Origin of the sequence: Clostridium sp. TF06-15AC (genome assembly GCF_003481165.1) — a bacterium.
Classification (GTDB): Bacteria; Bacillota; Clostridia; order Lachnospirales; family Lachnospiraceae; genus Otoolea; species Otoolea fessa.
Genome location: NZ_QUKS01000009.1, coordinates 37,742 through 58,915, shown reverse-complemented (window position 1 = coordinate 58,915; position 21,174 = coordinate 37,742). Strand labels below are relative to the sequence as shown.

Below are 21,174 nucleotides of genomic sequence, written 5' to 3'. Positions count from 1 at the left end.
GTAGCAATTTGGCATCCGCATTCACTGCCTTAACTTCTCGCCTGTCCCATCGATAACATTCGCAGCGCTTTGTTCAATTCAAGCACAGCCTATAACCATATCGATCCGAAAGGTCTTCCAGAAAGAGAAAGCCGCCGCTGACAGCCTTGATGAATCGGTATCGATCCACTCAGCCGCCTGCGGCGGTTTTCTGCTTATTTATATAAGAATATCATATTTTTGACCGAAACGGTAAGCACTTCATCTGCCATTATTCAGCTTCTGCCGCTCTCGCCTCCACTTCTCTCTTCTGTACATCGCCCGGAGCCTGCTCGTAGCGGCTGAACTCATAGGAGAATTCACCGATACCGCCGGTCATGGAACGAAGATCGGTGTTATAACCAAACAGCTCGGACATCGGGATATCTGCCTCGATGATCTGTTTGCCGTGATGGTTGGAGTTCATACCGAGAACACGACCTCTTCTGCGGTTCAGATCGCCCATAACATCGCCGGTGAATTTATCCGGAACGGTTACTTTCAGAGATGCGATCGGCTCAAGGAGAACTGGATTCGCTTCCATGAACGCTTTCTTGAATGCCAGCGTCGCTGCCATCTTGAATGCCATCTCGGAGGAGTCAACCGGATGATAGGAACCATCTAACAGGGTTGCTTTCACACCGACAACCGGATATCCAGCCAACGGACCCTTCTGTACGCATTCCTGAATACCTTTCTCAACTGCCGGGAAGTAGTTCTTTGGAACGGCACCGCCAAATACCTTCTCTTCGAATACATACGGTGTCTCCAGATCGCCGGACGGCTCGAAGGACATCTTAACATCGCCGTACTGTCCATGTCCACCAGACTGTTTCTTATATTTGCCCTGTGCTTCTACTTTCTTGCGAAGTGTCTCGCGGAATGCAAATTTCGGTTTGCTGAGCACAATGTCTACTTTATATCTTGCCTGCAGCTTGCTGACAACAACTTCGAGCTGCTGCTCGCCGATGCCGTAAAGTAAGGTCTGACGGTTCTCGGTATCGCTGACGCTTCTGAGTGTCAGATCTTCGTCCATCATCTTCGCCAGTGCACTGGAGATCTTGTCCTCATCGCCTTTGGTCTTAGCCGCGTATGCCATGTAGGTATACGGGGTAGAAATCTTCGGTTTGTGGTATACAATCGGAGCCGTGCGGACTGCGATGGTATCGCCGGTCTGAGTAACGTTTAATTTGGCAACCGCGCCGATATCGCCCGCCTTTAATTCCGGAACCTCGATGACATCCTTGCCGCGGAGAACATATACTTTCTGAACTTTCTCTTCAGCATCTTTGTTTACATTGTAGATAACGGTATCTGGTTTTAAGGTACCGGTACAAATCTTCATCAGGGAGTATTTGCCGATGAACGGGTCAACCACAGTCTTGAAAACACGTGCCGACAGGGATACATCGTCATTATATTTAGCGGTAAAGCGCTCTGCGGTCGATACATCGACACCGACACACTCGAACTTGTCCGGTGACGGGAAGTATTTATCGATCGCCTGCAGCAAATATGCGAAGCCCTGTGCATTGATGCCGGAACCCATCATAACCGGAACGATGTTGCCCTCACTTACGTGCTCGCGCAGCGCCTGTGCGATCTCTTCCTGTGTAAATTCTTCACCGGAGAAATAGCGCTCCATATATTCTTCACTCGTCTCTGCCACTGCCTCGATCAGCGCATCACGGATGATGCCGAGGTTCTTCTTGGTGTACTCCGGAATCTCGCATTTCTCATATTCGCTTAAATGAGTGAAACGGCGGCCTTCCATCTTTACCGCATTGACAAAGCCGACAAATTTTTCATTTTCACGGATCGGCACCTGGAACGGCGCGATCTTACGGCCAAACTGTTTCTCCAGTTTTAAGATCAGCTCACGGAAGCTTGCCTGATCGTCATCCATGTTGGTAACGAAGAACAGGCGCGGCAGGTTGTACTCTTCACAGAGTTCCCATGCTTTCTCGGTTCCGACTTCGATGCCAGCCTTGCAGTTTACAACGATGATTGCTGCATCTGCTACACTGATAGCTTCCTCTACTTCTCCCACAAAATCAAAATAGCCAGGGGTATCTAACAGGTTAATCTTGATCGGTCCATCTTCTCCCTGATACTCCAACGGAATCAGCGTGGTGGAGATAGAGAACTGTCTCTTGATTTCTTCTTTATCATAATCGCTGATGGTGGTTCCTTCCGGAACTTTTCCCATTCTCTTGGTAGTACCTGTTACCAGTGCCAGCGCCTCTGCTACCGTTGTCTTGCCGGCACCGCCGTGCCCCAGTAACACTACATTGCGGATTTGTTTTGTCCCATACACGTTCATAGTTAAGTCCTCCCGTCTATTTATTTTGATGTTTTTTTCTTGTATTTTAACCTCTGTTCATATTGTACAAGAAAATAGAGAAAATTTCAAGCAAAACAACACCTTTATACAAAATTTATTCGTTTTATTTTGAAAAGCATTGAAAATGCGACAATTTCCCTGTTCAAAGGCGGTGAAATCAATCGCATTTTCGCAAATTTAGTAATAAACAGATGCAAAAAAATTCTTTTTCACTTCAACGCGTAAAATCGTTGACAAGTGACTTGTTCTATTCTACAATAATTTCTAGTTTCATTTTTTTACTATACTACTTATGAAAGAGAGCGTAATTGCTATGAATACACCGATTAATCATCTTACCGCCGGTTTCATCGGACTCGGTCTGATCGGCGGCTCTATCGCCAGAGGTTTGAAACGCAGCGCCCCGGATATTCAGATCATGGCTTATATGCGGACCCGCGAAAAATTGGAACAGGCACATGCAGACGGCATTGTTGACCTGATTCTGGACGGCGTGGACGAGCATTTAAGCGAGTGCGACATCATTTTCCTGTGCACACCGGTTGAATTTAATGAATCCTATCTGCGCCAGATCCGGCCGTTCTTAAAGGAAGGCGCGGTTGTGACTGACGTCGGAAGCACCAAGACCAGCATTCATGAGACCGTTGCCGCGCTTGGCATGGAAAGCTGCTTCGTCGGCGGACACCCGATGGCTGGCTCGGAAAAGACCGGCTACGAGAGTTCAACCGACCATTTGCTGGAAAATGCATACTATATCATTACCCCGACACCGCACACCCCAGCTTCCCACACTGACCGTATGGTGGATGTGGCAAAGGCGATCGGTGCGCTGCCCCTGGTGCTGGATTACCATCGTCATGATTTCATTGTCGCGGCGATCAGCCATCTGCCGCACCTCATCGCCTCCAGCCTGGTCAACCTGGTACACGACTGCGACAGTGAGGATCAGATGATGAAACGGCTGGCTGCCGGAGGTTTCAAGGATATCACCCGTATTGCCTCCTCTTCTCCGGTCATGTGGGAACAGATCTGCATGACGAACACAGGCAATATCACTGAGGTGCTGGATCGCTACATTGATTCCCTGACGACATTGCGGGAAGAACTGTCCGACCACCAGTCTAGAGCCATCTACCAGCTGTTTGAGTCCTCCCGCGACTACCGGAATTCGTTTGCAGAAACTCCAAAAGGATCGATACAGCCGGAATACGCCTTCTCCGCCGACGTGGTGGACGAGCCAGGTGCTATCTCCATCATTTCCTCGATCCTCTCCGGTAAAGGAATCAGTATCAAAAATATCGGCATCAGCCACAACCGTGAGCATGGCGAAGGCGCGCTGCGGATCAGCTTCTACGACAAGGCTTCGATGGAAGCGGCGTGGGCGCGTTTGAAGAGATACAATTACACGCTGTTCGCGTAGACTGCAATGTATGTTTCAAACTTAACTTTCAACATTAATGTTTAGGCAGGTACAACTATGAACTCAATGAAATTTACCCATACATCTTCTCTCCGGGGCGAACTGACCGTTCCGGGAGACAAGTCCATCTCCCACCGCAGCGTCATGTTCGGCGCTCTTGCGGACGGACTGACCGAAATCCACGGCTTCCTGCAGGGCGCAGACTGTCTCTCCACGATCTCCTGTTTTTCCAAAATGGGAATCTCGATCGAAAATCAGGGCGAGACCGTTCTCGTCCACGGACGTGGACTGCACGGGCTGACTGCCCCAGACTCCGTTTTAGACTGCGGCAACAGCGGCACCACAACACGCCTGATCTCCGGCATTCTCTCGGCCCAGAAATTTGACACAACACTGACCGGCGACGCTTCCATCCAGAAACGCCCGATGAAGCGCATCATCGATCCTCTCTCCCAGATGGGCGCAAAGATCGAGAGTGTCAATGGAAATGGCTGCGCGCCGCTCCATATCACCGGCTCACCGCTGCACGGCATCCATTATAATTCTCCGGTTGCCTCCGCCCAGGTCAAATCCTCGATTCTGCTGGCAGGTCTGTATGCCGACGGAGAAACCCGCGTGACCGAACCGTACATCTCCCGCGATCACAGTGAACGGATGCTGTCCGCATTCGGCGCAGACATCCACACAGAAGGAACCACCGCGATTTTACAGCCGGCAAAACAGCTCTATGGACAGAAAATTCAGGTTCCGGGCGATATCTCCTCCGCTGCCTTTTTTATCGCAGCCGGACTCATCGTACCGGATTCAGAAATCTTAATTAAAAATGTCGGTATCAACCCGACCCGCGACGGCATCCTGCGCGTCTGCAAGGCGATGAACGCGGACGTCGAACTTCTCAATGTAAACACCGCCTCCGGCGAACCGACCGCCGACCTGCTCGTCCGCTCCGGTAAGCTGACCGGAACCGCGATCGAGGGTGCGATCATCCCGACTCTCATCGACGAGCTTCCGGTGATCGCTGCGATGGCGTGCTATGCCGAGGGAACCACCGTCATACGCGATGCCGCGGAACTGAAGGTAAAAGAGTCAAACCGCATTGCTGTCATGGTAGAGAATTTAACCGCTATGGGCGCGGATGTGACCGAGACCGAAGATGGCATGATCATCCACGGAGGCAAGCCGCTGCACGGTGCTGTGATCGACAGCAAGAAGGATCACCGCATCGCCATGACTTTCGCCGTTGCCGCACTCGGCGCTTCCGGCGAGACCGAAATTCTGGATGCAGACTGCGTGAACATCTCCTATCCGGGATTCTATGGGGATCTGGAACGGTTGTGTAAATAAAATGTGACTATGCATATTTGAGACAAAAAGGGCAGGAAAAGCTTCAAATCGCTTTCCTGCCCTTTTCTTTTGTCCTACTGCCCATATTTCGCAAAATACCGATCCAGCACCTGTCTTGCGATCGGCGCAGCGACCGCACCGCCGGAACCGGACTCTTCTGCCAGCACACAGATCGCCACCTTCGGCTTGTCTGCCGGAGCGAAACCGACAAACCAGGAATGTGTCTCCTTACCTGTCTCAAACTCGGCGGAACCGGTTTTTCCGGCCACCGTATAGGATGCCCCCCGCATCGCGGAACCCGTACCAATCTCGACCACCTGGCTCATGAGATGTGTTAGAAATTGTGCGTCATTCGCAGACATCAGGGTTCCATAGGCGGACGGAAGGAACTTCTTGACCGTCTGACCACCCACATTTTCAACATGATCGATCATATATGGCTTCATCAGCGTGCCGCCGTTGGCGATCGCCGATACGATCATCAGGTTATGCAGCGGCGTAATCTGGGTTTTTCCCTGTCCGATCGCGGTCTGAAGCTTTTCCCAGTCATCCGAACTGCCGTCGAGCGAAAATGTGCTCTGGTTGTACGGAAGTGTGTACGGAAGCTCCGAATTAAAGAGCATCTGATTTGCCAGCGCCCGGAATTTTTCTGAATTAATCTGCATTCCAATCTCCGCAAACGCACCGTTGCAGGAATTGGCAAATGCCTGAATCAGGTTCTGCGCCCCGTGTGCCGTCCCGTGGTAACATTTAATCGTATAATCGCCATTCTGGTAAGAGCCATTACAATTATACACATAGTCCTGCCAGGTATTCGGGTTCTCTTTCATATATTCCAGCACCGTCAGCATCTTGAACGTCGATCCCGGCGGATATAAGCCCTGCGTCGCGCGGTTGACTAACTGCGCCTTCGTATTGTCCGGCGATATCAACTCTGCCCAGCGCTCATCGACGAGATTCGCATTGAAATTCGGCTGGGAAACCATCGTTAAAATCTTTCCCGTATCCGGTTCCATAACGATCACCGCGCCCCGGTGTTTTCCGATCGCGTCGGATGCCGTCTGCTGCAGATCCACATCGAGCGTCGTAATCACATTGTCGCCCAGATTTTTCTTCCCCTGAAATTCATTGATCGTTTTCTCAATCAGATTCACATGGGAGGAAAGCAGGTAGAAATTCGCCAGCGACTCCAGACCTGTTTTTCCATTTTTGCCGGAATATCCGACCGAATGGACAAACAGATAATCATACGGATAATAGCGTTTCTCGCTTCCGTCACTTGCAACGTTCGTCTGCGCCAGCACCGTTTTATCATTGCTCATAATCGAACCGCGGGTCACCCGGTCTGAGAGGAGATCGAGCCTCGCATTATAAGAGCTGCCGATCACATTTTCACTCTTAAACTGGATAAACCAGCCAAAATAAACGGCCATCGCGATAAAGAGCGCCGCAATCCCATAGGTCAGCCACAGAATATGACGGTTTGAACGCGCTCTCGCATTTTCAGTTCTTTCCATTTCATCCTTCTGCCTCATCAAGCTGCTGCTCCTCCTCTTCTTCCTCATTCCGTTTCAGGACATATAGTCCCTGTATCACGCCAAACAGGATAAATGTGCTGAGAATCGAACTGCCTCCATAACTGACAAGCGGCAGCGTCACGCCGGTGGACGGAATAAACTTGGTCACGCCGCCGATCGTCAGGAACACCTGCACCACATACTCAATTCCCAGACCAAACGCGATCAGCTTGTAAAATAATGCCTGCATCCGGGTCGCAATCAGCATGAACTGCATGAAGCATCCCAGACAGATCAGGAGAATACAGAGCGCATAGATGCCGCCCAGCTCCTCCGAGATCGCCGCGAAAATGAAGTCCTTCTCGACAACCGGTATCTTCTTCGGCATCCCCTGGTAAAGTCCCATGCCAAACCAGCCGCCTGTGCCGATCGCAAAGAGCGCCTGCGTAACCTGATATCCTTTTCCTGCGATGTCACTCCACGGATCCTGCCATGCTTCCACGCGAACACGCACATGCGAAAACAGCTTATACGCCAGCATCGCAGCCGCACAGCCGCTTCCAAGACCGCCTGCCAGATACAGCCAGTTGGAGGTTGCAATAAACAGCATCAGGACATAGGCGAGGAAAAAAATCAGCGCGCTTCCCAGATCCTTGGATAACACCAGAATCAACACGTGCGCCGCCGCCACGCCGGTCGTGATCGCCACATTTTTAAACTCCGTTGAGCGGTAAAACATCGTCGCCACGAAGAATACAAAGCTGATCTTAACAAACTCGGACGGCTGGAACGAAAATCCGCCGATACTGATCGAAAGCTGCGCGCCGAAGCTGGTATTGCCGATCACACAGACAACCAGCAGCAGCGCCAGACCTATCAGGCCGTACACCCACGGTATCTTAGCGAGCTGCCAGGTTCTATCTATCACATATGGTATAATCATTGTGATAACCGCCGCAACTGCCATGATGATAAACTGGCGGACCGCCTTGTCCATCGAGATGCGCGTCAGCATGATAAAACTGGTGCACAGAAGCATACACGTGTTGTTCAGCAACAGTCTCGACGCATTCCGGTAAAACAGCCGGTATAAGAGCTGGTACAGGACAAAAAAGACAAGCTGCGCGCCGAAAAACAGCACAACTGCCTCATCCTCGGTTTGTAGATAAATGATCGTACCCGACAGAAGAAATATCAAAAACAGCGGTACATTCTGCAGACGGCAGAGCCGGAGTTTCGACTCGTCATCCGGCAGTGAAAAAAAGCGGAAATTGTAATATGTATAAATCAGTATCAGCAATATCATCAGATACCTGGACATCGTTGTCACAAGATTTATCATGGTGATCCTCCTTTTCATGTGTACCCGGAAGATTCCCGGTACACACGCTACTCTACGCCCCTCTTAAAATGACCTCTTGTAAATTCGCCCTCCAGCTCCACCAGTTCCTGATGGAGGAAGGTCTTCACGTAGGCATCCAGCACTTCCCCGGTCTGTGCCGCACTCTCCGACGTAAATGCCAGACGCAGCACCTCCGGCTGCAGGCGGTCTATCTGCTTTTTATCCTTCAAAAGCGACAGGGGGCTGGAATTGTAGATCGTATTGCAGCAGAAACGGCACTGGTTCCTTACCGGAAATACCTTCTTTTTGCGATCCCGCAGATACAGATATTCCGGACATTTACTGCATCCTTCCACTGTTTTCCGGATGCACTGGGCGGTTACCATGACCGGGATCGAACCATATACGAGAAGTTCCCGTTCCCGGCTGTCGCGCGCCTCCAACTCCCGGCTGTTGAGCTCGACCGGAAGGGTAAAACGCATCGAAAGCTCCGGCGCCATCTCCCGCACAAAATCCTCCGCCCGGTGATTCATCGTATAAATACCATAATCCATCACAAGCGGGATGGAAATCTTCCACTCGCGCACCAGTTCCAGCTCTTCCCATGCCCGGATGACAAGACCGTCAAATCCCGCCGATTCCAGCCTGGAACGATGTGTTTCAAAATATTCCTTTGCCCGATCGCGGAAAATATGCGGCATTACCAAAAGGCACTGCTTGTCTGCCTCATGGCAGCGCGATACCCATTCGTTCCACTGTTCGACGCCAAATTCAGCACTATCCAGATAGATGGCTCCGACTTCCGGTACGGATAACGCCACTTTTAACTGTGCCGGGTGTTCGACCGAAACGTGGATGTGGTACAGAGCTGTTTTATTCCCTTTTTTATTCTCAAACAGCATTTTCTGGCTCTGTACAGGTAAACCCGCTGTGAGTTCAACGTCCTGAGCCGGGCTGGTTTTTTCTGATTCCGAACCTGTCTGGTTATTTTCTTCCAGATTCTTTTCTTCCGGATTTTGCCACCCTTTTCCTGTCCCGCACGCCCTATTTTCCGGTATCTCCCGGCGGTATGGACGCAGTATCTCCTCGGTCAGCTGATCAAACGCAGAGCGGCGGAGTTCATTTAACTCCTGCACCGGCACAAAGGGGCTGCCGCCTGTCTCCACTTCCAGATTTTCAAAATAATACGGCGTATTTCCCGTTTTTCCGAGCTGTTTCTCAATCCGTTCCTTGCTCATCGGCTGTTTCACTGCCGTCTGGACAACTGCTCCGATTCCGCCTGCCATCCGGCTTTCTCCCGTCAGCGGATCTTCGTATTGAAGCGTCAGCTGCAGCGGTTCGCCTTCACAGACACGCGCAAACCCCCGAACCGGTTCTTTCACCTCTGCTTCCACATACGTTTTGTCCAGATACTGGTAAAGTTCCCGGTTTTCCTGGCGGAATGCCGGTTTCTCATGGCAGACCACCATATCGCGTCCATTGTGCTCGATATAATAGCCTAACGTCTGACCGCCGCGGTCAAACAGATCCAGCAGCTCCTTCCGGTCTTTCGGGTCAACCCGGTAACCTTTTCTGCCATTCTTTAAATATAAATCTACATATTTCCGGTACAGGCGCACCACGCCTGCCGTATAGCGCGGACTCTTCATGCGCCCCTCGATTTTCAAGGAATAAACGCCTGCTTCCAGAATATCCGGCAAAATATCCAGCGTACAAAGATCCTTGAGACTGAGCACATACTTGGAATCACCCGGATTTAACACGCCATTTTCTTTCTTTTTGTTTTTGTTTTCATTCGGGTTGTTCTCATCCAGCCGCCGAAGGACATCAAACGGAAGCCGGCAGGTCTGAGCGCATCGTCCCCGGTTGCCGCTTCTGCCGCCGATCAGGCTGCTGAACAGGCATTGTCCCGAATAACAGTAACAGAGAGCCCCGTGAACAAAGCTCTCTATCTCCACGCCCGTCTCCTGATAAATGCGGCGTATCTCTTCCAATGAAAGTTCACGCGCTGTAACGATGCGGACCGCGCCCATTCTCATCATAAGCGCCGCGCCCTCCGGTCCGGTAATCGTCATCTGTGTGCTCGCATGAACCGGCAAATCCGGAAAATGCTCCCGGATATAAGAAAATACCCCCATGTCCTGCACGATCACGGCATCCAGTCCCGCCTGGTAATACGGAAGCAGATAGTCGTATAAGTCATCCATCTCGTCTTCCTTTACCAGCGTATTGACCGTCATATAAAGCTGGCGCCCATGCAGATGCACGTAGTTGATCGCTTCCAGCATCCCCGTTTCATCCGGATTTTCCGCATATGCCCTGGCTCCGAAACGGCTGCCGCCCATATAGACTGCATCCGCCCCCGCTGCCACCGCCGCTTTCATGCTATCGAAGGAACCCGCCGGTGCCAGAATTTCCACCTTTTTTTTCATATCATTTCACCCATTATAACCGCAGAATTGCATCTTTCAGTTCCACCGTTCCCTGTCTCTTGGGAAATGGCTTCCGCTTCATATATGCCTCCACCTGTGCCTGACGGACAGCCGCCAGTTCCTCACGTGCTGCCCCTGCCTCCTGGAGGCTCTCTTCCAGATCTTTCTTTATCGTCTGTTTTTCCTGCTCCAGCTGGCTCAGCTGCTCTTTTACACTTTGTTTTTCCTGTTCCGTCTGCATCAGACGTGCTTCCAGCTGCGATTTTTCCGTCTGCACAGCTGTCGCCGCCTGTCTTGCTTCTTCAAGCTGTTGTTTGAGAATCTCCAGCTTGTCCTGCAAAGAAGCGATTTCACTCTGGGATGACTCGACCGCCAGATGCTGATCTTCTGCCTCCTGTTTCCAAACCTCTGCTTCTCCACGGAAATCGTTTGCTTCTTTCTTTGCATCCGCAATCTGTTCCAATGCCTCTTTCTTTGCAGCTTCTGCCTGCTCCCGGGCTGTCTGCTCCGCCCTGGCAGCGCGATCCTGGGCTGCTTTTTCCGCGGATTCCACGCGCTCCTGTAGCTCTCTCTTTGCACGTTCAATCTGCTCCTGCGCTTCTTTTCTTGCAGAATCAACCTGTTCCTGTGCTGTTTTCTTCACAGCCTCGCTCTGCTCCTGCGCTTCTTTTCTTGCAGACTCAACCTGTTCCTGTGCTGTTTTCTTCACAGCCTCGATCTGCCCCTGCGCTTCTTTTCTTGCAGACTCAACCTGTTCCTGTGCTGCTTTCTTCACAGCCTCGATCTGCTCCTGCGCTTCTTTTTTCACACGCTCGATCTGTGCCTGTACCTCATTTTTAGCAGCTTCCGCCTGCTCAGCTGCCTCTTTTGCCGCCTTCTTTGCCGTCTCCAGTTCTTCCTCGCTAACGGTGCGCTCATTGCGGAGACTCTCGAGTTTCATCTGGGTGCTGACCATCTCATGTTTCAGACGGTATGTCTCTTTTTCCATGCTCTCTTTGTCGGATGCAAGTGCCTTCGCACTCTCTTTTTCTTTAAAATAATCATCCGCCAGATTCAGATAAGTCATAATACTCTGGTAGTCTTCCGGCATTTTCAAAAATCCCGGCTGCGCCTTGAGCTGGAAAATCTTCCCATTCAGATACGTGGCAATCTGCTGTACATATCCTTCCGTCTCACTGCCGCCCAGGCTATACACTTTTCCATCAATTAATACATCTATATACTGTTTTGCCATCGCATTCTCTTCTTTCTATCTATTAATAAATATGGTTCGACGTTGTCACGTCACCCACACAGAAATACCACCTTCAAATCAATCAAATATCAAATCTCAGAAATACCGTTTTTTACTTGATTCCAGGCATACCCGAGATGCCGATACGCTGCTTCGGTCGCCATCCGTCCACGCGGAGTCCGGTTGAGCAGACCGTTCATCAGAAGATACGGTTCATACACATCTTCCAGTGTCCCAGCATCCTCGCCCAGCGCTGCCGCCAGCGTCTCCAGTCCGACCGGACCGCCGGAAAACTTGTCGATAATCATATGTAAGATCGCACGGTCGTTGTTATCAAGTCCCAGCTTGTCCACATCAAGGATATCCAGTGCAAAATCCGCGACTTCTTTCGTAATCACGCCGTTGTACTTGACCTGTGCAAAGTCCCTCACACGTTTTAACAGACGGTTTGCCAGACGCGGCGTTCCTCTCGAACGTCTCGCAATCTCATAGGCGCCCGTCTTATCAATCTCCACATTCAGAACTCCCGCTGTCCGCAGGACAATCGTCTGCAGCTCTTCAGGCGTATAAAAATCCATCTTCTGCACGATGCCGAAGCGGTCGCGCAGCGGCGCCGTCAGAAGACCCGCGCGTGTCGTCGCGCCTACCAGCGTAAATTTCGGCAGATCCAGACGAATCGAGCGCGCCGTCGAATCTTTTCCCAACATGATATCGATCGCATAGTCCTCCATCGCCGGATAAAGCACCTCTTCCACCTGGCGGTTTAAGCGGTGAATCTCATCCACAAAGAGGACGTCTCCCTCCTGGAGCCCATTGAGAATCGCCGCAATCTCCCCCGGTTTCTCGATTGCCGGACCGGAAGTAACCTTCATACGGGTTCCCATCTCATTGGCGATAATGCCGCTGAGTGTCGTCTTTCCCAGTCCCGGCGGTCCATAGAAAAGAACATGGTCAAGCGCCTCGCCGCGGGATTTCGCCGCATGGATAAATACCTTTAACGTCGATTTGATCCGCTCCTGACCGATATATTCGTCTAAGGTCTGCGGGCGGAGACTTCCCTCAATCCGCTTATCCTCCTCCGTCACCTCGGTTGTAATCGTCCTTCTGCTCATACTTGTTTCCTGTCTTTCCTGTTTTCCTCTCTCATTCAATTAAGCCATGACAGTTCCATTTTCTCATATCTGCCACACATTCCAAATTTTCATCTGACGCACAAGCACCACTATTTTTTATGATCCAGCAATTTCGAATGTCCGACACATAGGTTGTTTTACAAAAACGCCAGATATTTCAGCGATGCCTTCAATACCGCCTCGGAATCCATCTCTTCCGTCACATTGGCGCTCTTGACCGCCTTCACCGCCTCGGCATTCGTATATCCCAGCGCCACCAGCGCCTCCACGGCTTCCTTCACTGCATTGCCTGAAAGCCCGTTTCCCGCAGCCGGCGAAACCGCCGCACTGCCATCTAACAGCGGTGTCAGCAGATCCTCTGCCTGTACTTTATCCTTCAAATCGAGAATGATCCGCTGTGCCGTCTTTGCCCCAACGCCCGGTGCACGGGAGATCGCCTTCGCATCCCCAGTCATAACCGCAAGACGCAGATCCTCCGGACGCAGCGCCGACAAGATGCCAAGTGCCCCCTTCGGACCAATGCCGTTGACCCCCAGAAGCTGGCGGAACATCTCCAGATCCGAACGGCTTAAAAAGCCGTACAGGCTCATATCATCCTCCCGCACCTGCAGGTGCGTATATATCTTTACCTCTTCCCCGAGCGGCGGTAAAACTTCCAGCACCGACATCGGGACAAAAATCCCGATCCCCATCATGCCGGACTCGACCACGATACGGTCCTTTGCTTTCTCCGCCAGGATGCCTTTTACATACGAAATCACGGTAAATTCCTTTCTTTTCTCACTGGTTCAAGATCTGGTTCAAACTAAAAAAAGAACGCTTTAAAATGCCTCCAAATCTTCTTTTCAGTATACCATAGCACAGTTTTCATTGCAAGGAAAGTGCGGAATTTCGAACATATATTCTGCCCGGTTGATTGAATTTCATTTTTACACATTATCGGGAACCTATAAATGAAAAAGCTTTTCAATTGTAATATCAATGATTACAGTCAAAAAGCCTTTCCATATCTTTTATTTACTTGTTATGCTTAGATAAACTATGTAATATTTCCTGATTACACCTATATAATTCATCAAATAGCTTTCTAAATGGCTTGTATAACTCATGCCTCTCTAAATCCGGCTTATAAATACATTTCTTTTGGATTACTTGGCGCAAATCTGAAAAACCTTGGTAGAATCCGACTCCAATCGCTGCCATCAGTGCATCTCCATAAGCTGCCCCTATGTCTTCCTTTGGTGTTTCTAACGATACCCCTGCTATATCCGCCACCATCTGCATCCAAACTGCGTTTTTCGTTCCTCCCCCCGCCGCTGCAATCCGTTTTACAGGCAAACCATTTTCACGGAATATGTCAATATGCTGTGCAACTGAATACCCAATTCCTTCCAGTGCCGAGCGATACAAATGTCTTTTTGTATGGCTCAATGAAAGTCCCACAATCATTCCTCTTGCGTCTGGATCATTCAGCGGTGTCCTTTCTCCCGCAAAGTAGGGTAAAGTTATCAAACCATCCGATCCGGGTGCAATCTCAGAAATTCCTTTCATCATTTCTTCATATGCATTCAATCCTGCTGTTTTTTCCTTTTCCAAGCATTCAGAAAATAACTGTTCCAAATACCATTTTTGAAGTGTGCCTCCATTATTAGTTCCTGCTGCTACACTATAAGTTTCTGGAATTAAAAATGGATTTCCGCGCACTCGCTCATCCTGAATCAGCCGATCTGCACAACAATAGAAAAATAAGGACGATCCAAACTGTACCATCAGATCGCCTGGTGCAAGTACTCCTACACTGATTGCCTCAGCTGCTGAATCTCCAGTTCCAGTAATAACTGGCGTTCCTTCTTTGAGTCCTGTCTCCTTAGCTGCCTGCTTTGTTACCGTTCCACAAATATGGGTAACCGGCATTCCTTCTGCCAACTGCTCCGGCATACAAATCGGTTTACACATTTCTTTATGGATACTCCCATCCGGATAATACAGCGGACGAAATGAAGCCATCCCCAAAAATGTATCTATTACATATTTTCCAGTTAGTTTAAATGTTAGATAAGAAGAACCTGTCAAAAACTTGTGTGTGCGTCTATATACCTCTGGTTCATGATTTTTTATCCATAAAATTTTAGCAGACACATCTCCACTGCAAATTGGACGTCCAAATAGTTTTTTTACTTTTTCTGTGCCATAATACCGTGAGAGATACTCCATTTCTTCCACGCAACGTGCATCAATACCATATAAAATTGCTTTTCGTAAAGGATGCCCGTCCTTATCAACTGGAAGGCAATCTGCTCCCAATGTGCTTCCCCCTACACAAGCAATTTTTTCTGGTTCTACACCACTCTGCTGTAAGAGCATTTTTGACAAAATGCAAAAATCATTCCACCATACCTTATCCGCGTCCTGCTCATAATAACCAGGTTCTGGATTTTCCATTCCGTGATGAGTAACTGCCCGACTTACCACCTTTCCAGACTCATCTGTTAGAACTCCTTTACTTGAATATGTACCAACGTCAATTCCTAAAAAATAATGCAACGTCTATACGCCTTCTTTCATTGTACAGCGATACGCCTTAACTACATCCATAAACTCCATGACTCTCTGTTTTTCAACAAAGTTCTCAAATTTACCATCTTTCTTAAAAGCAGTCCCTACACAGGCGCCATCACATTCACTAAGTTTTTCAACCACATTTTCCTTCGTACACCCTGTATTACAGAAAACAGGTACAAATCCAGAAACTGCCTTGACCCTGCGTACCAAACTTGAATCCGTTTCCTGACCAGCACTACTTCCAGAAACACACAGACCATCTGGAAAGCAATGAAAAATCATGGATTTTGTTATTTTTTCCAGACTTCTCTCTGCTAGATATACATCCGACTCTGGATTTACCTTATATAGCAATTTCATTTTATCTAGTCCAAGTGCTTTTTTTCTACGCAAGACTTCTGGAATATTCGTATCTGTAATTCCATTTTCACCTATATAGGCACCCGTAAATGTACTTCTTACAAAATCTGCCTCGACTGCTGCTGCCAAATCGATCGTCGCCAATGGATTAGAAACAATATTGACACCAAATGGAACTTTTATCTCTTTTTTTAATTCTCCCACAATCCGTCCCATCGCTGCCACAGTTACGTAGGAAACCTTTTTTTCATACGGAAGGCTGAATTCATTGGCAATCAAAATTCCATCTACTCCTCCCTCCTGGAGCGCCTGAAGCTCTCTGGCTGCATTTTTAATTACCTCTCCCATCGTTGCATCTTTTTCATACAGAGGATCCCCCGGCAGCGCCCGCAAATGCAACAGTGCAATGATCGGTTTTTTTACATGAAATAATTCATCTGTCCACATATTCTTTCTCTCCTCTATTCCATGTACATTCTCAAATTCTGCACATTTCTTTTGTCATAACGAAATGGATCCAGGTAATACGCCGGTGCTGTCAGTTCCTGCGTAAAATATCCCTCATATCCATTTTTTACCATGTCCTCTAAATCTTTTCTTAAGTTTCTCTTCCCTTCACCCCAGATGTAATGCCCATAGGGATCACAATCCTGAAAATGTGCATGTACAATGTTTTCCTTTCCAAAAACATCAAACCACTGCTGAATCGTTTCACCAGAAACCGACATTGCTGTCAAATCAATCATAACTTTAAAGCGCGGATGATCGACTAAATCAAATAACTGTTTCATTTGCCGCAAACTATACCCAATTCTTGATTCCTGCGGCCGTAAAGACTCTGCCACAATTGTCACGCCATTTTCCTCTGCGACCTCACAAAGTCTCTGATGCATCTCAGCTGCCCGTTTCAATCCATCCTCCTCCGCTTCATCCCAGTAACCCCATCCGGAATTTGCTTCCATCTTCTCTGCCCCCAGCGCAGCCCCCAGACGTATCGCATTTGCAAAAAATCCAAATGTTTTTTCTCTCAGTTCTGGTTCTTTTACACCAAATTGGTAACCAAACCGGCAATTCTGTGGTGTAAATACCGGACACTTCAAACCGTGTTCCTGTAATTTTTTACGGACTGGCTCTGGATCCTGATATTCATTTGGATCCAGCCAAAGTCCTTGATGTCCTCCCAGCAATTCTACATTTTTGATTCCCAGTTCCTGCATACAATCCAGGAAATAATCCAACGTATATTGGCAATAATGAAGATTCAATACCGAAAGTTTATCAAAATCAACTATTTTCATTTTCGCTTCCTCCTCATACAATTACTCCATTAATCCATTATAAACGGTTCCAATTCACGCATATTCTGCCGATCGGCTGCAGCCGGATCCTCCAGGTAGCGTGCATCATTCAGTGCCAGGCTTAGCAATCCTTTATATTTGTACTGATCCAGACAAATCAATTGATCCTCTAACGGTCTCAAACCATCTCCCCATGCAAGGCATCCCTGCGGACGTCCATCCACAAAACGGATATGGTATATTTTGTCTCCAAATGCTTCAAACCAGTCTTTCATCGACTCTCCTGCCACTCCAGCACTCGTCAAATTCAGGGCAGCCTGTATCTGCGGCTCATTAACCGACTCCAAAAGTTTTTTTAGTTCTGGAAGCATATTAATAACCGTTGCGTCTTCTGGCCGTACTGTTTCCACTGCAAGAATAACCCCCTCTTCCGCAGCCGTTTTTGAAAGCCGACGCAAGGTTTGAACCGCACGTTCAAAAATACGTCTCGGATCTTCATTTCTTGCACCGCCGCAGCAATTGAGTACCATCACTTTCGCACCAGCTTCTGCCGCTGCACGGATTCCATTTTCAAAATATCCGATTGAATGCTTTCTTGCCGTCTCGTCATGACAGCAAAGTGCATAATTATAAATCGTACACTCCGGTGAAAAAGCTCCGATTGTCAATCCATAATCTGCTGCATTCTTTTTTAATTCAGCCGCATCCTCAAACCCATAATCATCTAGCAGGAAATGCGGTCTTGCACACCAAAACTCTATATTTTTTATTCCGAGAGCCTGCTGCGTTTTAAAGAAATAATCCAAAGTTCTGTATTTATAGTGCATATTCATTCCTGCAATCTGTTCCCGCCTTATCTTTATCATCCAGTTGTTCCTCCTCTCTACACACAAAGGCACTGCAAAAACCTTCACTCTATCAGATTTCACAGTGCCCGCCTATTTACAGATTACATTTATATCTTTTTTCTTTCCCTAAAGCTCACTTTCATCCCATGCTTTACCTGGATGTTTATGCCACCATTTGAAGACAACCGGGACAATGCAAAGCGCTGCCAGGTAAATCAAAATTGGTGTTACAGCTGCAATCCAGTTTCCCTGAACACAGGCAACCGGAACTGCCGCTAATGCAAAAATTTCAATAATTGACTCAATCGGTGTTACAATTGCTGCATCATCCAGTGTACAGCTCTTATTCTCCGGATCTACAATTCTTAAAAGTGCCATGCCGATTGCTGTTACACCGGTCGAGTAACCATATACATAGATACCTCTCTCAAACCACTCCTGTTTTAAGAGTCTCGGCGCAATCACTGTAAAGTGGAATACAACCCAGACAATTCCAAATAACATCAGCAGACCAAACGGAACTGCGTACTCAATAACAACCGGAATCTTAATTGATGCCACACCGAAAAATACAAGGAAATCAGTTGCACAGCTTCCCATACGGGAAATGATGCGGTTATCTACATATTTATCGGCTTTTATTCCTTTTAATACAAAATGAAATACAATTGCTACCAGGAAGCCGACAGAGAAACTCGGAACGCCAAGTCCGGTTGCTCCCTGAATTACATTTGTTAAAAGATATCCAATACCGGTTGGAATCAGAATCAGAAGAAGATGCCATGCCAGCGGATCAATTGCCATCGGTGAAACGGTTTCTTCGCCTAATACCGGGCGTTTTCCTTCTTCAATGAGTCCCGTGCGCATATCGTTAGGAAGCTGGCTGAAATCTTTTACAAACTTAGTATAGTTTCTTTTTGTTCCAAGTTTGATCAAAATAATTCCACCAAAAATACCGGTTAAAATACCCACCGTTGCACTTGTCATCGCCAGATCCGTTGCATCTTCCCATCCAAGTGTGCCGAGTGTCGCGCCAAGTGCTGCTGCTGTACCATGACCTCCCTGAAAGCCTGCAGGAATCAACATTCCAAATGCCGGATTTAAATCAGGAGCAAACATTTTCAGGACTACCATTGCAAAAATAATCGGCATTGCATACTGAAATGCCCAGCCAATATTGCGGAAGCAGTAGTAGCTGCCAATCCGATCGAAATTTGTTTTCCAGCCACCAGCTGAAAAATTAAAGCCTCTCAGCCCAATTGATACAAATACTGCGATAATCAGCAGACCTGCATAAGAACCAAACTGTGAAGAAAAACTGATAATTCCAAAACCATTCTGTCCTAACGCAAGCCCGATAAATCCAGCCAGCAGACTGACCGGAACAAACAGGCTCTGCAGAATCTTGATTTTTTCCCTCAGCATTTTCGCCACAAACAGGAAAATACCTGCCCACATGAAATCCACCAACATGGAATACGCATTAAACTCCATCTTTTGTCCTCCTCATTTCTTTTTTATGATGCTACTGCAATGCTTTTTTTGCTTTTTCCCTAACCATACTCAATTCCACTTCTGTCATATCACAGTATTCGCTGTTTTCTGTTGTCGTCCCCGCATCCTGCACATATATCAGCTTTGTATCCTTCTGTGTGATCGTATTAAACCATGTTCCCTGCAAAACATTGTAAACTTTATTTGGCTCCATCGGAATTACATCAATCTTAAATGCATCATTCTCGCGGGACGCTGCCAAAAGAACTGCTTTTCCCTGAACCAGAATAAACTGCTCATCGGTTGCGTGATGCACTTCCAGATACTGAATCTTCTCAATATCATTATTAGGCTTCCAGTTTTTAATACATACGACCCATTTTTTATTGTCATATACACACTGAATACCTTCCCCTTCATACTCAAACACATCTGCTTTCATGACATTTCCTCCTACCTTCTTTTCAAATTCTTCTTGTTCCTGCAGGTTTCAAGCGAATTACTTCATATCATGTCATTATAATACATCATATATCATTATATTGTCAATGCTAATTTGTCATTTTAAATATTTTTTTTAGGGGTCAGCCTCTCTCCCTATCATATTTTTATTACGTTTTCTTTTTCATCACACACATCCATATCAATTTTCACAATTTTTTTCACTTGTCTGTTATCTTTTTCAGCAATTCTTTGATGCCAAACATTCTGATTTTTTACTTACACTATGCTCACTCTAAATTAACTTGCCCGTATGAACAAAACAGCGAAGTCTGCTCCATACGGTCAGGCCTCGCTGTCTGTCTAAGAAAATATTTAATTGGAGGATCTTTAGTATTCCACTTTCCACATATAACGTCTTTCATCCATAGAATGGCCACGCACTTCCGCCATCTGGGAAACATAGTATCTCTCAATCGGAATCATAACAACCGGATTAAAGAATTCTACGACGCTCTTATCGATTTTACCGCCATTTAATTTTTCAAAATCAATTACAATATAATTTTCCGCATAAGTACGCAGGAATTTTAAGCAGCGTTCATCCAATGCGCGGGTTCTTCCCTCACTCATCAGAAGGATCATCGGAAGCTTCTTATCCGTTGTTTCAAATGGACCATGGAAGTACTCACCCGTGTGCAGGCACACAGCATGCTTCCACTGCATCTCCATGAAATGACAGCAGCACATGGAATATGCAACTCCATAGTTTGAGCCAGATGCCAGCACGTAAAATACAGGTTCATCTTTATATTTTTCTGCCCAGGCTTTTGCATCCGCCAAAACATTTTTCTTGCCTTCTTCTATAATTTCATCAATGTAACGGTATGCTTCCATCGCCTTGTCATAATTCTCCCAGTTTTCAAACTGTTTTAACAGCTCAAAACCAATCCGAAGGGCGTTCGCCTGGTTAGAATCACTATATACCTGATCATCTCCATTTGAATATGTCACAATATACTGTCCAACTTTTGCCATACCTGTCTGCATATTTCCTGTCATAGCGATTGTCACTGCACCTGCAGCATTGGCTGTTTTTACTGCCTCCACGGTCTCAGGCGTTGCCTTTAATGAACAAATAACTGCAACGCACCGCTCATCCAGTTCTTTTGGTGTTGCATGAACAAATTCATTGCTGGTATATGTAGTAGCGCTAAAAGTTTTTGCCTCACTCTGAAGAAGGTACAGCCCTGGGAAAATAGCTGCCTTAGATCCGCCGCAAGCTACAAAATACACATGCTTTAATCCACCCAGTTTGTCCATCTTTTCTTTGATCTCTGCTACAATTTCTTTTACTGATTTTTCCATCTTTCTGATCTCCTTTTCT

The 21,174-nt window shown here is 47.6% G+C and carries 16 protein-coding genes; 2 read left to right on the top strand and 14 right to left on the bottom strand.

Features of this window, described 5'->3' with window-relative positions; genetic code table 11:
- Window positions 1-250: 250 nt before the first annotated feature.
- On the bottom strand, window positions 251-2,341 hold the full coding sequence (locus DXC57_RS14530) for an elongation factor G (protein ID WP_118570638.1): 2,091 nt from the start codon (window positions 2,339-2,341) through the stop codon (window positions 251-253).
- A gap of 334 nt (window positions 2,342-2,675) precedes the next feature.
- Between DXC57_RS14530 and DXC57_RS14525 the strand changes: the two genes are divergently transcribed.
- A complete protein-coding gene (locus tag DXC57_RS14525) occupies window positions 2,676-3,782 on the top strand; it encodes a prephenate dehydrogenase (protein WP_118653284.1) in 1,107 nt (368 codons plus the stop codon).
- A 66-nt stretch (window positions 3,783-3,848) separates the two neighbouring features.
- Window positions 3,849-5,126, top strand: coding sequence for a 3-phosphoshikimate 1-carboxyvinyltransferase (gene aroA, locus DXC57_RS14520; RefSeq protein ID WP_107001679.1), 1,278 nt, complete (start codon window positions 3,849-3,851; stop codon window positions 5,124-5,126).
- 74 nt (window positions 5,127-5,200) lie between these two features.
- Here aroA and DXC57_RS14515 read toward each other — a convergent pair whose 3' ends face one another.
- The 13 genes from DXC57_RS14515 to DXC57_RS14455 all read right to left on the bottom strand — a co-directional run bounded on the left by DXC57_RS14515 (window position 5,201) and on the right by DXC57_RS14455 (window position 21,155).
- Window positions 5,201-6,661 (bottom strand): penicillin-binding transpeptidase domain-containing protein, encoded by a 1,461-nt coding sequence (locus tag DXC57_RS14515; protein WP_118492044.1) that lies wholly within the window; start codon window positions 6,659-6,661, stop codon window positions 5,201-5,203.
- Window positions 6,645-7,985 carry an FtsW/RodA/SpoVE family cell cycle protein gene (locus tag DXC57_RS14510; protein ID WP_118467334.1) on the bottom strand — a complete coding sequence of 447 codons (1,341 nt, stop codon included), beginning with the start codon at window positions 7,983-7,985 and terminating at the stop codon, window positions 6,645-6,647. Before DXC57_RS14510 ends, DXC57_RS14515 begins: the two co-directional genes overlap by 17 nt.
- 47 nt (window positions 7,986-8,032) lie before the next feature.
- A complete protein-coding gene (locus tag DXC57_RS14505; protein WP_118653282.1) occupies window positions 8,033-10,417 on the bottom strand; it encodes a DUF3656 domain-containing protein in 2,385 nt (794 codons plus the stop codon).
- A 13-nt stretch (window positions 10,418-10,430) separates the two neighbouring features.
- The gene (locus DXC57_RS15565; RefSeq protein ID WP_182457336.1) at window positions 10,431-11,651 is read right to left on the bottom strand and encodes a cell division protein ZapA; all 1,221 of its coding nucleotides are present in this window, start codon (window positions 11,649-11,651) and stop codon (window positions 10,431-10,433) included.
- 89 nt (window positions 11,652-11,740) lie between these two features.
- Entirely contained in the window at window positions 11,741-12,763 is a 1,023-nt protein-coding gene (gene ruvB / locus DXC57_RS14495; RefSeq protein WP_022360177.1) for a Holliday junction branch migration DNA helicase RuvB, read from the bottom strand.
- Window positions 12,764-12,921: 158 nt separating this feature from the next.
- Window positions 12,922-13,545 carry a Holliday junction branch migration protein RuvA gene (gene ruvA, locus DXC57_RS14490; RefSeq protein ID WP_022360178.1) on the bottom strand — a complete coding sequence of 208 codons (624 nt, stop codon included), beginning with the start codon at window positions 13,543-13,545 and terminating at the stop codon, window positions 12,922-12,924.
- 256 nt (window positions 13,546-13,801) lie between these two features.
- On the bottom strand, window positions 13,802-15,328 hold the full coding sequence (locus DXC57_RS14485; protein WP_118653280.1) for an FGGY-family carbohydrate kinase: 1,527 nt from the start codon (window positions 15,326-15,328) through the stop codon (window positions 13,802-13,804).
- A 3-nt stretch (window positions 15,329-15,331) separates the two neighbouring features.
- Window positions 15,332-16,153 carry a BtpA/SgcQ family protein gene (locus tag DXC57_RS14480; RefSeq protein WP_107001653.1) on the bottom strand — a complete coding sequence of 274 codons (822 nt, stop codon included), beginning with the start codon at window positions 16,151-16,153 and terminating at the stop codon, window positions 15,332-15,334.
- A 14-nt stretch (window positions 16,154-16,167) separates the two neighbouring features.
- Window positions 16,168-17,004, bottom strand: a complete 837-nt coding sequence (locus DXC57_RS14475; protein WP_118653278.1) for a sugar phosphate isomerase/epimerase family protein — start codon at window positions 17,002-17,004, stop codon at window positions 16,168-16,170.
- Between the two features lie 29 nt (window positions 17,005-17,033).
- Window positions 17,034-17,870: a sugar phosphate isomerase/epimerase family protein gene (locus DXC57_RS14470; protein ID WP_022360182.1), complete on the bottom strand. Its 837-nt coding sequence runs from the start codon at window positions 17,868-17,870 to the stop codon at window positions 17,034-17,036.
- 108 nt (window positions 17,871-17,978) lie between these two features.
- The gene (locus DXC57_RS14465) at window positions 17,979-19,346 is read right to left on the bottom strand and encodes a sodium:glutamate symporter (RefSeq protein WP_117794985.1); all 1,368 of its coding nucleotides are present in this window, start codon (window positions 19,344-19,346) and stop codon (window positions 17,979-17,981) included.
- Window positions 19,347-19,377: 31 nt separating this feature from the next.
- Window positions 19,378-19,788 (bottom strand): cupin, encoded by a 411-nt coding sequence (locus DXC57_RS14460; protein ID WP_117794983.1) that lies wholly within the window; start codon window positions 19,786-19,788, stop codon window positions 19,378-19,380.
- A 389-nt stretch (window positions 19,789-20,177) separates the two neighbouring features.
- Window positions 20,178-21,155, bottom strand: coding sequence for an SIS domain-containing protein (locus DXC57_RS14455; protein WP_107001657.1), 978 nt, complete (start codon window positions 21,153-21,155; stop codon window positions 20,178-20,180).
- Between the last annotated feature and the right edge of the window lie 19 nt (window positions 21,156-21,174).